The organism is Actinomadura sp. 7K534 (genome assembly GCF_004348575.1).
GTDB lineage: Bacteria > Actinomycetota > Actinomycetes > Streptosporangiales > Streptosporangiaceae > Spirillospora > Spirillospora livida.
In genome coordinates, this window is the sequence record NZ_SMKB01000204.1 from 1 (window position 1) to 12,985 (window position 12,985).

A 12,985-nucleotide genomic window follows, 5' to 3' on the forward strand; every position below is an offset into this window, starting at 1 on the left:
GACGAACGTCATCCCGATCGCGATGATCGCCAGGAACGAGGACGACACCACGACGCTGGCGGCGTTCCCCGGCGTGGCGAACGAGTCGAACGCCAGGCTGCCCGCGATCACCAGCACGTCCAGCACCATGAAACCCGCGTTATGCCGGTTCTTCGCGTACGACGGCCCCGGATTGCCCAACCCGGCGACCAGCCAGAGATCCACCCTCAACCCCTCCACGGAACGAACACGGCCCCCGCGGTGCGCACACGCACACCGCGGGGGCCGTCAAAGACGACGCCGGCCGGCTACCGGCCGCACATCGGCGCCACCGTCACTCGGCGGCGCCCTCGCCCTCGCCCACGGCACCCTCGGCCGCGGGCTCGGCGCCCTCCTCGGCCTCCGGCTCCGTCGACGCGGTCGCGTCCACGATCTGCAGGATCAGGATCTCCTCGTCCGCCGCCAGCGTCGTGCCCTCCGGCAGCTTCAGGTCCCGGGCCAGCACCTGGCTCTCCAGCTCCAGGCCGCTGATGTCGACCTCGACCGACTCGGGAATGCGCGTGGCCTCCGCCTCCACGGAGATCTCGACCTCCGTCTGCGCGACCTGGCCGCCCGGCACCACATCACCGACGATCTGCACCGGAAGGTCCACGACGACCTTCTCGCCGCGCTTCACCATCAGCAGGTCGACATGCTCCAGGAACCCCTTGATCGGGTCGCGCTGGACGTCCTTCGGCAGCGCCAGGCTCGGGCCGTCACCGAGCCCCTCGATCGTCAGCAGCACGTTCGGCGTCTTCAGCGCCAGCATCAGGTCGTGCCCCGGCAGCGAGATGTGCTGCGGGTCGGTGCCGTGACCGTAGAGGACGGCGGGCACCTTGCCGGCCCGGCGGGTGCGCCGCGCGGCACCCTTACCGAACTCGGTGCGCGGCTCGGCGGCGATGCGTACCTCGGACACGGCTGAAACTCCTTGTTGTTGCGATCCACGGCCGTCCGGCACCGGACGTCCGCTACGGACAGAGCGTTGCGATACACGCACGCCGACCAGGACGTGCGCTCCCAAAGATTCTTTGCGTTCTCCCGGGGAATGCGGCTCCACTACGACACCGCACTGACGACCCGGGCATACGCGGGTTAACAAAGTCTAGCAGTACTCATTGCAGTGCTCTTGGCGTCAGGCGCTAGCGCGCCTTCCTTCGGCGAGCACTGCGGCGCGATCGCCGCATCGCTCCGGCTCGCCTAGCGGCTCGCTGCGCGATCAGGTTCCTTGCTTCGCTCGGAACCTGCCTTCGGACGCGATCGCAGGGCGTTCCGGTTGTTGCGGGGTTGCCGTACCGGCTGATGCCTGTGCGTGAGGCCGGAGCGGTTTGTCGCTCGCTGCGCTCGCTCGTTTCTCGCACGCTCGAAACCGCGGAAGGTGCACGCCTGCGCCAGGTTGCTCGCTGCGCTCGCTCGTTTCTCGCACGCTCGAAACCGTGGGTGTGCCTGTCTGTGATGCTGTCGGTTCTTGCTGGGCTTGCTCGCCTGCGGCTCGCTTTGCGTGGGGGTGCGGAGGGGTGTTCGGGCTGGGGCGCTTGGTACCTTTCGCGGCTCGCTCAGCCGGCGCCGCAACCACGCGCCGACCTGAGCCGTCGCGATCGCGTCCGAAGGCAGGTTTCGAGCCTGCGAGAAACCTGATCGCGCAGCGAGCCGCCAGGCGAGTCGAAGCGATGCAGCGATCGCACGCATCGCCCGTTGAAGGGAAGGCGCTCTAGCGCCTGACCGCCGAGGGCGATGCAATATTTAACTGTGGCCGCCGAAGAGGCTGGTTACTGAGCCGTCGCTGAATACCTCGTTGATCGCTCGGGCTACCAGGGGGGCGATCGAGAGGACTGTCAGCTTGTCGAACTGCTTCTCCTCTGGGATGGGGAGGGTGTTGGTCAGGACCACCTCGGAGATGCGGGAGTTCTTCAGGCGGTCTACCGCGGGGCCGGAGAGGACGCCGTGGGTGGCGGCCACCACTACGCGGCTGGCGCCCTGGTCGAACAGGGCCTCGGCGGCCTTGATGATGGTGCCGCCGGTGTCGATCATGTCGTCGACGATGACGCAGGTGCGGCCCTCCACGGCGCCGACCACGTCGAAGACCTTCACCTCGTTGGCCACGTCCGGGTCGCGCTTCTTGTGGATGATCGCCATCGGCACGCCGCCCAGGCGGTCGGACCAGCGTTCCGTCACCCGGACCCGGCCCGCGTCGGGGGCCACCACCGTGACCTGGGAGGTGTCCAGGCGGCTCTCGAAGTGCTGCGCCAGCAGGTCCAGCGCGAACAGGTGGTCGACCGGGCCGTCGAAGAAGCCCTGGATCTGGGCCGTGTGCAGGTCGACGGCGATCAGGCGGTCGGCGCCGGCGGTCTTGAACAGGTCCGCCATCAGCCGGGCCGAGATCGGCTCGCGGCCCCGGTGCTTCTTGTCCTGGCGCGCGTAGCCGAAGAACGGCGCCACGACCGTGATCCGCTTGGCCGACGCGCGCTTCAGCGCGTCCACCATGATGAGCTGCTCCATGATCCACTGATTGATGGGAGCGGTGTGGCTCTGGATCACGAACGCGTCGGAACCGCGGACCGACTCCAGGAACCGCACGAACGTCTCACCGTTCGCGAAGTCGTACGCGGACGTCGGCGTCAGCTCGACATGGAGGTTGTCGGCTACTTCCTTGGCCAGGTCCGGGTGGGCTCGGCCGGTGAAGAGCATCAGCTTCTTCTGGCCACTCGCTTTGATCCCACTCACCTCTGACAACTCCCCCTCAATGGAACTTCGCTTCACGTGGGTGTTGTCCCCACTCACCGCACACCACAAGAGTCCGGCGCACGGAAGCCTTTGTCGTCCGCCTCCCCGCCGCGCGGCGGGGCGGTCCTCGGTGGGCGCGCCCTAGGACGCGTCCTCCTCGCGTGCTCGGCGGGCCGCCTCCGCCGCGGGCGTGCCCGCCCGGCGGCGCTCGACCCACCCCTCGACGTTGCGCTGCCGGGCCCGCGCGACCGCCATGGCGCCCGGCGGGACGTCCTGGATGATCACCGAGCCGGCCGCCGTGTAGGCGCCGTCGCCCACCGTCACCGGGGCGACGATCATGTTGTCGCTGCCGACCCGGACCTGCGAGCCGATCACGCTGCGGTGCTTCTCGACACCGTCGTAGTTCACGAACACCGAGCCCGCGCCGATGTTGGAGCCGTCGCCGATCTCGGCGTCGCCCACGTAGGTCAGGTGCGGCACCTTCGTGCCCTCGCCGAGGTCGGCGTTCTTGGTCTCGACGTAGGCGCCGACCTTGGCCTTGCGGGCCAGCCGCGTGCCAGGCCGCAGGTACGCGTAGGGGCCGACGGTCGCCTCGGGGCCGATCTCCGCCTCCAGGCACACCGCGTTGATCACGGTCGCGTCCGCGCCCACGCGCGTGTCCGTCAGGGTGCAGCCGGGGCCGACCCGCGCGCCCTCGGCCAGGTGCGTGCGTCCATGGAGCTGTGTTCCCGGGAGGACCTCGGCGTCCGGTTCGGCTGTCACGTCCACGTCGATCCAGGTGGTCGCCGGGTCGACGATCGTGACGCCGGCGCGCATGTGCGCTTCGAGGATCCGGTCGTTGAGCTGCCTTCTGGCCTGCGCGAGCTGGACCTTGTCGTTCACGCCCTGGGTCTCCACCCAGTCGGCCGCGAGGTGCGCGCCGGCCCGGTGGCCGTCCCCGCGCACGATCGCCACGACGTCGGTGAGGTACTCCTCGCCGTTGGCGTTGTCGGTGGTGACGCGCTTCAGCGCGTCGGCCAGCAGGGCGCCGTCGAAGGCGTACATGCCGACGTTGATCTCGTTGACGGCGCGCTGCTCGTCGGTCGCGTCCTTGTGCTCGACGATCGCCTCGACGCTGCCGTCGGCGGCGCGGACCATCCGTCCGTACCCGGTCGCGTCCGGCATCTCGGTCGTCAGCACGGTCGCCGCGTTCCCCTCGGCCTCGTGCGTCCGGACGAGCGCCGCCAGCGTCTCACCGCGCAGCAGGGGGTGGTCGCCGTTCGTGACGACGACGGTCCCGTCGAGGGCGCCGGTCTGCTCCAGGGCCATCCGGACGGCGTGCCCCGTCCCGCCCTGGTGCTCCTGGACGACGGGCTCGGCGTCCGGCGCGGCCTGGGAGAGGTGCTCGACGACCTGCTCGCGCCGGTGGCCGACGACGACCACGAGCCGCGCGGGCTCCAGTTCGCGCGCGGCGGCCAGCACATGGCCGAGCATGGTTCGCCCGCACAGCTCGTGCAGCACTTTGGAGGTGCGGGACTTCATCCGGGTGCCCTCGCCCGCGGCGAGAACGATGACGGCGGCCGGGCGGCTCGCAGCGCTCACAAGGAGGCTCCTCGGCATCGCGGACGGGATCGGTCGCGAGCACGCCCACCTGCGCCATCAGGGCATGACAGGTCGCAGCGCACCCGACACGGGCAGGATACCGCCCATCTCCCGCCTGTCACCCCGCCGCCCGCCCCGGAGGCTCGGCGCGGAGGTTCGCCGCGGAGGATTCCCAACAGCTCCGGCGCAAGGATTCGAACCTTGTCTAAGGGCACCAAAAACCCTTGTGCTGCCAATTACACCACGCCGGAAAGTCACGCGGGGGCCGGAGGAGCGGCGGTCCGACCGGCCCACAACCATACTCGGCCGGGCGCCGCCGAGCCCACTCCATTCCACGGAAAGGATCTTGGGCCGCACCGGTCGGCCGATATGGCCGCCTCGGTTTAGAACGCACGGTGTGGGCAACGCCTCATCATGCCACCCGGCGCGGGTGGCGCCCCGGTCCGGGCACGGTGCCGGGGCCGGTGCCGAACTTCCGGCGACCGTCGCGCGTTCGGCCAGGTGAAGGCACCTCTCGCCGCCCTGCCGCGAGGGTCTGGCGGTCGTCTGGGTAGCAAGAGAGTTTTGTGGCCTGTGAGGCAGTTTCGTACTCAATTTACCAGTCGGCCACTGTGAACCTACGGTTCCGTAGGTTACGTTGACGTAGGTAATGCCGCCTCGAGCCACAGGAAAGTGGTGACGCATGACAACGGCTCCAGCCATGGATCCCCCTCGCCCGCAGCGGCGTCCAGAGATCGCGCCAGAACCCAGGGGCAATGCGGAGCGCCTGCTCATCGCCGTGTTCACCGGCGTGCCGTTCCTGGCCCTGCTCGCGGTCGTTCCGCTGGCATGGGGGAGTTTCCTCGGCTGGACGGACATCGTGCTCATGGCGGTGTTCTACGTGCTGTCCGCCGGGGGGATCACGGTCGGGTACCACCGGTACTTCACCCACGGGTCCTTCAAGGCGAAGCGCGGCCTGCGGATCTTCCTGGCCGTGGCCGGGAGCCTGGCCATGGAGGGGCCCGTCATCACGTGGGTCGCCGACCACCGGCGCCACCACAAGCACTCCGACAAGGAGATGGACCCCCACTCGCCGTGGCGGTTCGGCAACGACTGGAAGGCGCTGGCCAAGGGGCTGGCCTGGGCGCACTACGGCTGGCTGTTCGACGGGGCCCGCACGTCCAAGGAGCGGTTCGCCAAGGACCTGATGAACGACCGCGACATCAGGCGCATCCACCTGGCGTTCCCCGGGCTGGTGGCGCTGTCGCTGCTGCTGCCGGCGGCCATCGGGGGCCTGGTGACGATGTCGTGGGCCGGCTTCCTGACCGCGCTCTTCTGGGCGGGGTTCGTGCGGATCACCCTCGTCCACCACGTCACCTGGTCGATCAACTCCATCTGCCACACGTTCGGCAAGGAGGAGTTCGAGGTCCGCGACAAGTCCCGCAACGTGTGGTGGCTGGCGATCCCGTCGCTGGGCGAGTCGTGGCACAACCTGCACCACTCGGACCCGACGTGCGCGCGCCACGGCGTCCTCAAGGGGCAGGTCGACATCAGCGCGCGCATCATCTGGGCGTTCGAGAAGCTGGGCCTCGCGTACGACGTGCGGTGGCCGAACGACGAGCGGCTGGCGGCCAAGCGGACCAAGCAGGCGGTTTGACCGCCACAATTGATTCCGTGACAGAACCCGCGCCCAGACCCCGCAGAAAGCGGATGACTGGCAAGGAACGACGTGAGCAGCTGCTCGAGATCGGGCGCTCGCTGTTCGCCGAACGCGGCCTGGACGGCACGTCGGTCGAGGAGATCGCCTCCGCGGCCGGTGTGTCGAAGCCCGTGGTCTACGAGCACTTCGGCGGCAAGGAAGGGCTGTACGCGGTCGTCGTCGACCGCGAGTTCGAGAGCCTGCTGCGGCTCGTCACCGAGTCCCTGAACTCCGCGATCCACTACCGGGGCAAGCTGGAGAAGGCCGCGCTGGCGCTGCTGCAGTACATCGAGGAGCATCCGGACGGCTTCCGCATCCTGGTCCGGGACTCCCACGGCGGCACGGGCACCGGCAGCTACGCGAGCCTGCTGAGCGAGATCGCCGGGGAGGTCGAGTACGTCCTCGCCCAGGAGTTCGACCGCCACGACTACGACGACAAGTTCGCGCCCATGTACGCCCAGATGCTGGTCGGCATGGTGGCGATGACGGGCCAGTGGTGGCTGGACGTCCGCAAGCCTCGCCGCGAGGACGTGGCGGCGCACGTGGTGAACCTGGCCTGGAACGGCCTGTCCGGGCTGGAGCCGAGGCCGTCGCTGGACCCGCGCCGCCGCCGCAAGGAGCTGGAGCGCCGGAAGCAGCGCGCGGAGAAGGCCGCCGCGCGGGCGGAGAAGGCCGAGGGGAGGGCCGCGGCGAAGGCCGGGAAGGCGCACCGCCGGGGCCGCCGCGACCTGGACGGGCTCGCCGACCCGCTGACCTGACGGCCGGCGGGACGTGACAACCGGTGGCCGCCCGGAGTTCGTCCGGGTGGCCACCGGCCAGGGGTCGCCGGCTCGGGTCGCGAGGCCGGGATCTCGCCGGACGCCGCCCGCCCGTCCGAGCTGGCACACCGCAGGGGAACGAGTAGCTTCCCTCGGTGGACGGGCGGCATCCCGTCTATGGGGTTGTGGGAGCGGCGGACCGCCTCCCGGCCGTCGCCGCGGGATGCGTCGCTCTCGCGGGTGCCGTGGGCTTCGCCGGGGACCAGGCTGAGACAGGGTCCCGTACTGCCGCTGTTTTTCTCGACATCAAGAGAGAGCATGCCCCACCCATATCTTGATGTCAAGAATTCGATCGGCCTAGGACCATTGCCGGATGCCGCGCCGCCGGGGGCGTCCCTATCGTCGTGGCATGGAACACAGTGGAGGCGGGTGGGCGCTGGTCCTCGGGCCCGGCGGACCGGTCGGGACGGCGTGGCTGACGGGCCTCGCCGCGGGGTTGCGGCGGGCGGGCGTGGAGCCGGCGGCGGCGGACCTGATCGTGGGGACGTCGGCGGGCGCGATCGCGGGCGCGATGATCGCCACGGGACGGGAGCTGGCCGCGGTGGCGGAGCTGCCGCCCTCGGACGAGCGGCCCCCGCCGGTGGACGGGTCGGTGATGGCCGGGGTGGTCGAGATCGGGAGCACCGCCGAGCTGGACCCGGACGAGGCCCGGCAGCGGATCGGGCGGCTGGCGCTGGAGGCGGCGGCGCTGCCGGAGGAGCGGCACAGGGCGAGCATGGAGTTCCTCGTGGGGACCGACGAGTGGCCCGGCCGGCGGCTCCTCGTCACCGCCGTGGACGTGGAGTCGGGCAAGCCGGTCGTGTGGGACGCGGCGAGCGGCGTCCCGCTGACCGCGGCGGTGGCGGCGAGCAGCGCCGCCCCGGGCTACGCCGAGCCCGTGACGATCAACGGCCGGCGCTACATGGACGGCGCGTTCGGCGGCGGATCCAACGCGGGCCTGGCGCGGGGCGCCGGCGCGGTGGTGCTGGTCGAGCCGCTCCCGCAGGTGTTCGGCGACGCGGCGGCGGACGTCCGGATCGTCCCGGACGAGGGGGCGCGGGAGGCGTTCGGGGATAACGTCGGCGACTTGGCGCGCTGGACGCCCGCCTACCGCGAGGGATTCCGGCAGGCCGCGGCCGCCGCGGAGCGGATCGGACCCGTCGCCGGGGTCCCGGGCGGGTGACGAGCCGGGGGCGCGGCCATATTTCTCGATATCAAGACAGGTAGGGTGTCGGCATGCAGGATGAGGTCGACCGTCTGGTCGAGGCGTGGAACGCCGAACGTCCGGATCTGGACGTCCGGCCGCTGCAGGTCCTCAGCCGCGTCTCCCGGCTGGCCCGGCACCTGGACCGGGCCCGGCGCGCCGTGTTCGCGGACCACGACCTGGAGTCGTGGGAGTTCGACGTGCTCACCGCGCTGCGCCGGGCCGGGAGCCCGTACCAGCTCAGCCCCGGCCGGCTGCTGCGGGCGACGCTGGTGACGTCCGGCACCATGACCAACCGCATCGACCGGCTCGCCGCGGCGGGGCTGGTCGAGCGGCATCCCGACCCGCAGGACAAGCGCGGCGTCCTGGTCCGGCTCACCGACGCGGGCCGGACGCTCGTGGACGCCGCGTTCGCCGACCTGCTGGAACGGGAGCAGGCGATACTGGACAGCCTCGGCCCGGGGCAGCGCGAGGTCCTCGCCGACCTGCTCCGCACCCTCCTCATCCCGTTCGACGAGACCACAGAGGGCCATTAGCCCCTAGGAAAGGGCGGCCTCCAGCGCCGCGGCGATGCCGCAGAGCCGCTCCTCGCCGCCCGCCGGGCCGATGAGCTGGACGGACGCGGGCAGATGCGAGCCCGGCAGCGGGACCGGCAGCGCGAACGCCGGCAGCCCCGCGACGTTGACCTGGCCGTTCAGCGAGGTGAGCAGCAGGTCGGAATGGTCGTCCTCGTCGGGTTCGGGGGTGACGACGGGCAGCACCGGCAGGGCGATGGCGGCGTGCCGGGCGAGGATCGCGTCGAACTCCGCCCTGATCGCCTCGCGGACGCGGGCGGCCCAGCCGATGCGCCCGGCTTCGACGACGTCGTGCAACTGCTGCAGCCGCCGGTGGATCCGCCCGCTCATCTTGGGCGGCTCCGTCACCAGGCGGGCGTTCTGCCGCCACCCCTCCTCGGCGACGTAGAGGCCGTTGGCCGTGGCGGCGTCGTAGTAGTACCCGGACGTCACGTCGGTCAGGGGGCCGAGGCGGCGCAGCGCGTCGTCGACGGCGGCGTCGATCGCGGGATCGATGTCGAAGCCGGGGGCGCCGAGCCGCAGCCGCGCGATCGTCATGGACGCGTCGTACGGCACGGGCGAGAACCCCGGCTCGATGAGGCTCATCCCGAGGACGACGGCGGCGACGTCGCGTCCCATCGGCCCGACCGTGTCCAGCGTCGGCGACAGCGGGTAGACGCCGTCGAGGGGGACGCGGCCGCTGGTGGTCTTGAGCGCCGCGATGCCGCAGCACGCCGCGGGAATCCGAACGGAGCCCGACGTGTCGGTGCCGAACGCGACGTCGGCCTCCCCGGTCGCGACGGCGACGGCGGAGCCGCTGGACGAGCCGCCCGGGACGCGGGACGGGTCCAGCGGGTTCACCGGCGTCCCCGTCCACGGGTTGACGCCATCGGCGGCCACGCACAGCTCGTTGAGGTTCGTCTTGCCGACGACGCGGGCGCCCTGGGCGCGGGCCGAGGCGACGACGGGGGCGTCCGCGGCGGCGGGCTCGGCTCGTTCCGCGACGGCCTGGCAGCCCGCGGTGGTGGGCAGCCCGGCGACGTCGATGGCGTCCTTGACGGCGAGGCGGGGGCCGTCCCCCGGCTCGTCCGTCCTGATGATCCAGGTCGTCATCGGGCCAGCATCCCAGACGTCAGCCGACGTCCTCCGCGAGCATCAGCCACTCCTCCTCGACCTCCGCGGCCTCGGCCTGGATCTCCTTCAGCCGGCCGTCGAGCTCCTGGAGCCTGGTGTAGTCCGTGGCGTGCGCGGCGAGCTGCTCGTGCAGCTCGGTCTCCTGCCGGGCAAGCTTCTCCAGCTGGCGTTCGAGCCGGTCGAGCTCCTTGCGGGCCTTCCAGTCCTGCCCGCCGGCCTTGGGCTTCGCCGGCGCGGGCGCGACCTTCGCCGCGGGGGTGGCCGCCCCGCCGGGCCGCGCCGGCTTCGGGGCCGTGCCTGCGGCGCGGCGTTCGAGGTACTCGTCGACGCCGCCGGGCAGCATCGACACGCGGCCGTCGCCGAGCAGCGCCACGACATGGTCGGTGATGCGCTCCAGGAAGTACCGGTCGTGGCTGACGACGATCAGCGTCCCGGGCCAGCCGTCCAGGAGGTCCTCGACCTCGGTGAGCGTCTCGATGTCGAGGTCGTTGGTGGGCTCGTCCATGAGCAGGACGTTGGGCTCGCCCATGAGGAGTCGGAGGATCTGCAGCCGGCGCCGCTCGCCGCCGGACAGGTCGCCGATGGGCGTCCACTGCCGGTCGCCCTGGAAGCCGAGCCGTTCGAGGAGCTGGCTCGCGGTCCACTCGCGCTTGCCGACGGTGATGCGGCGCCGGATCTCCTCCACCGACTCCAGGACACGGCGCTCGGGGTCGAGGTCTTCGAGGTTCTGCGACAGGTGCGCGAGCTGGACGGTCTTGCCCCGCACCACCTTCCCCGACACCGGCGGCACGGACCCGTCGAGCAGCCGCAGCAGGGTGCTCTTGCCGCTGCCGTTGACGCCGACGAGGCCGACGCGGTCTCCCGGGCCGATCCGCCAGGTCATGCGGTCGAAGATCGTGCGGCGGGCGTCGCCCTCCCCCACCGCGGCGGTCACGTCCTCCACGTCGTAGACGGTCTTGCCGAGCCGCGCGGTCGCGAACCGGGTCAGCTCGACCGCGTCGCGCGGCGGCGGCTCGTCGGCGATCAGCGCCTGCGCGGCGTCCACCCGGAACTTCGGCTTGGACGTGCGGGCCTGCGGGCCGCGGCGCAGCCACGCCAGCTCCTTGCGCAGCAGGTTCTGCCGCTTGGCCTCGGTGGCGGCGGCGATCCGGGCGCGCTCGGCCTTGGCGAGGACGTAGGCGGAGTAGCCGCCCTCGTAGCGTTCGACGCGGCCGTCGACGACCTCCCACGTCCGCTCGGTGACCTCGTCGAGGAACCAGCGGTCGTGCGTGACGACGAGCAGCGCGACCCCGCGGGCCTTCAGGTGCCGGGCCAGCCAGGCGATCGCCTCGATGTCGAGGTGGTTCGTCGGCTCGTCCAGCAGCAGCAGGTCGGAGTCGGGGACGAGCAGCCGGGCCAGCGCGACGCGGCGGCGCTCCCCGCCGGACATGCCGGCGACCGGCGCGTCCAGGTCGAGGTCGGGGACCAGGCCGGCGAGGACGTCGCGGGCGCGGACGTCCCCCGCCCACTCGTGCTCGGCGCGGTCGCCCAGCACGACGGAGCGGACCGTCGCGCCCTCCGGGAACTCGTCCCGCTGGGACAGGAGGCCGAGCCGCAGCCCCCGCGCGTGGGTGACGCGCCCGGCGTCGGGTTCGGTCTCCCGCGCGACGACGGACACCAGGGTGCTCTTGCCGCCGCCGTTGCGGCCGACGACCCCGACGCGGTCTCCCTCGTCGAGGCCGAGGGACACGGCGTCGAGCAGCGGCTTCGGCCCGTAGGACTTGGCGACGTTCTCAAGATTGATCAGATTCACGGCGCCATCAGTCTATTTGGCTCCGGCGAGCCGATCGTGCGGGCGGTCAAGGCCCGTACGGCCCCTGCGGGCCGGGCCCCGGCGGCCCGTACCCGGGCGGCACCGATCCGGGCGGGGGGCCCTGCCGCCCGCTCCGCGAGGACGCGACCACGATGACGACCACCACGGCCGCGACGACGAGGAGGACGAGCAGGAGGACGACCAGCAGCAGCGCGAACGACATCACGACGCCTCGCTCTCGCCGCGCAGCCCGAGCGGGGCCTGCGGGGGGCGGGCGGCGGTCGAACCGGGAGCGTTGCGGCGGAGGGCGCGGTCGCGGCGTACGGCCAGCAGGAGCAGCGTCGCCATCATCGCGATCGCCACGAGGCCGAGCAGCCCGGACAGGTACGTCATCGGCTCACCTCGTCTGAGGGAATCGGTGTCATGGGTACAAGACGCTCGCCACCGGCCCGAAGTTCGCTTGTGTGACGATCGCAGCTACCGCGGGTCACACCAGCGTCGCGCCGGGGACGGGTCCGGACGCCCGGAGCACCTGCGCGGCGACGCCCGCACCGTCCAGCCCGTCGGCGATGCCGGCCGCGTCCTCCTCGGTCTCGGCGAGGAACGCGCAGGTGGGACCGGACCCGGAGACCAGCGCGCCGACCGCGCCGAAGTCTCGGCCCGCGTCCAGCACCCGCTCCAGGGACGGCCGCAGGGACAGGGCCGCCTCCTGCAGGTCGTTGGTCAGCGCGGCGCCGAGGCCCTTGGCGTCGCCGGTGGCGAGCGCGGTCATCAGCTCCTCCGAGACGCTCGGCCTGGGCGCGGGTTCGCCCCGCGTCTCGCGGAGCCGGTCGCATTCGGCGTAGACGGCGGGGGTGGACAGCCCGCCGTCCGCGGTCGCGAACACCCAGTGGAAGGTTCCGCGGGTGAGCGCGGAGGTGAGCTGCTCGCCGCGTCCGACCCCGACGGCGGTGCCGCCGAGGACGGCGAACGGCACGTCGCTCCCGATCTCCGCGCCCATCTCCATGAGGTCCTCGCGGGTGAGGACGGGGTCGTCGCGGTCGTCCCACAGCCGGGCGCACGCGACGAGCGCGGCGGCGGCGTCGGCGCTGCCGCCCGCCATGCCGCCCGCGACGGGGATGGCCTTGCGGATCCGGAGCGACACCCGCGGCTCGACGCCCAGCCGGGCGGCGACGAGCCCGGCGGCCCGCGCGGCGAGGTTGTCCCCGTCGGCGGGAACGCCCCCGACGGCCACCCGCGAGTACGGAGCGGCCTGGACGCTCACCTCCAGGCGCGCGGCGTCCGCCGCGGTGACCTCGTCGAACAGGGACACCGCGTGGAACACGTTGACGAGGTCGTGGTAGCCGTCCTCGCGGAGCGGACCCACGCCGAGCTGGAGGTTGACCTTGGCCGGGACGCGTACCGTCACTGCGTTCACGCCGAAACCCTACGGCCTAAAAGGCTTTTCCGGGGGGCCTGGGGGGTCGTCCCCCCAGAAGGGCACAGGCTTTTCCGGGGGGCCTGGGG

Annotated in this window: 12 protein-coding genes, 1 tRNA gene and 1 pseudogene; 4 read left to right on the top strand and 10 right to left on the bottom strand. The window is 71.9% G+C overall.

Annotated elements, in window-relative coordinates:
* The 5 genes and pseudogenes from E1266_RS28885 to E1266_RS28905 form a co-directional block, all read right to left on the bottom strand.
* A pseudogene (locus E1266_RS28885) lies at positions 1-204 on the bottom strand (hypothetical protein); the annotation flags it as partial.
* 109 nt (positions 205-313) lie between these two features.
* Complete coding sequence (locus tag E1266_RS28890; RefSeq protein ID WP_132052379.1) at positions 314-934, bottom strand: 50S ribosomal protein L25/general stress protein Ctc; 621 nt, start codon at positions 932-934, stop codon at positions 314-316.
* Between the two features lie 824 nt (positions 935-1,758).
* Positions 1,759-2,739 carry a ribose-phosphate diphosphokinase gene (locus tag E1266_RS28895; RefSeq protein ID WP_132052381.1) on the bottom strand — a complete coding sequence of 327 codons (981 nt, stop codon included), beginning with the start codon at positions 2,737-2,739 and terminating at the stop codon, positions 1,759-1,761.
* 141 nt (positions 2,740-2,880) lie between these two features.
* Positions 2,881-4,320, bottom strand: a complete 1,440-nt coding sequence (gene glmU / locus E1266_RS28900; RefSeq protein ID WP_279436358.1) for a bifunctional UDP-N-acetylglucosamine diphosphorylase/glucosamine-1-phosphate N-acetyltransferase GlmU — start codon at positions 4,318-4,320, stop codon at positions 2,881-2,883.
* Between the two features lie 179 nt (positions 4,321-4,499).
* A tRNA-Gln gene (locus tag E1266_RS28905) sits at positions 4,500-4,571 on the bottom strand.
* A gap of 431 nt (positions 4,572-5,002) precedes the next feature.
* Between E1266_RS28905 and E1266_RS28910 the strand changes: the two genes are divergently transcribed.
* The 4 genes from E1266_RS28910 to E1266_RS28925 all read left to right on the top strand — a co-directional run bounded on the left by E1266_RS28910 (position 5,003) and on the right by E1266_RS28925 (position 8,535).
* The gene (locus E1266_RS28910) at positions 5,003-5,956 is read left to right on the top strand and encodes a fatty acid desaturase (RefSeq protein ID WP_132052385.1); all 954 of its coding nucleotides are present in this window, start codon (positions 5,003-5,005) and stop codon (positions 5,954-5,956) included.
* Between the two features lie 53 nt (positions 5,957-6,009).
* Complete coding sequence (locus E1266_RS28915) at positions 6,010-6,756, top strand: TetR/AcrR family transcriptional regulator (protein ID WP_207945969.1); 747 nt, start codon at positions 6,010-6,012, stop codon at positions 6,754-6,756.
* Between the two features lie 409 nt (positions 6,757-7,165).
* Positions 7,166-7,978 carry a patatin-like phospholipase family protein gene (locus tag E1266_RS28920; RefSeq protein WP_132052387.1) on the top strand — a complete coding sequence of 271 codons (813 nt, stop codon included), beginning with the start codon at positions 7,166-7,168 and terminating at the stop codon, positions 7,976-7,978.
* A gap of 53 nt (positions 7,979-8,031) precedes the next feature.
* The gene (locus E1266_RS28925; RefSeq protein ID WP_132052389.1) at positions 8,032-8,535 is read left to right on the top strand and encodes a MarR family transcriptional regulator; all 504 of its coding nucleotides are present in this window, start codon (positions 8,032-8,034) and stop codon (positions 8,533-8,535) included.
* 3 nt (positions 8,536-8,538) lie between these two features.
* On the opposite strand, the gene E1266_RS28930 is transcribed toward E1266_RS28925, so the two are convergent.
* From E1266_RS28930 to E1266_RS28940, 5 genes are all read right to left on the bottom strand, one after another.
* Positions 8,539-9,666: an amidase gene (locus tag E1266_RS28930; protein ID WP_132052391.1), complete on the bottom strand. Its 1,128-nt coding sequence runs from the start codon at positions 9,664-9,666 to the stop codon at positions 8,539-8,541.
* Positions 9,667-9,685: 19 nt separating this feature from the next.
* Positions 9,686-11,479: an ABC-F family ATP-binding cassette domain-containing protein gene (locus E1266_RS28935; RefSeq protein WP_132052393.1), complete on the bottom strand. Its 1,794-nt coding sequence runs from the start codon at positions 11,477-11,479 to the stop codon at positions 9,686-9,688.
* A 46-nt stretch (positions 11,480-11,525) separates the two neighbouring features.
* On the bottom strand, positions 11,526-11,702 hold the full coding sequence (locus tag E1266_RS38280; RefSeq protein ID WP_165966247.1) for a hypothetical protein: 177 nt from the start codon (positions 11,700-11,702) through the stop codon (positions 11,526-11,528).
* Positions 11,702-11,872 (bottom strand): hypothetical protein, encoded by a 171-nt coding sequence (locus E1266_RS38285; protein WP_165966248.1) that lies wholly within the window; start codon positions 11,870-11,872, stop codon positions 11,702-11,704. Before E1266_RS38285 ends, E1266_RS38280 begins: the two co-directional genes overlap by 1 nt.
* Before the next feature lie 94 nt (positions 11,873-11,966).
* Positions 11,967-12,896 carry a 4-(cytidine 5'-diphospho)-2-C-methyl-D-erythritol kinase gene (locus E1266_RS28940; RefSeq protein WP_132052395.1) on the bottom strand — a complete coding sequence of 310 codons (930 nt, stop codon included), beginning with the start codon at positions 12,894-12,896 and terminating at the stop codon, positions 11,967-11,969.
* Between the last annotated feature and the right edge of the window lie 89 nt (positions 12,897-12,985).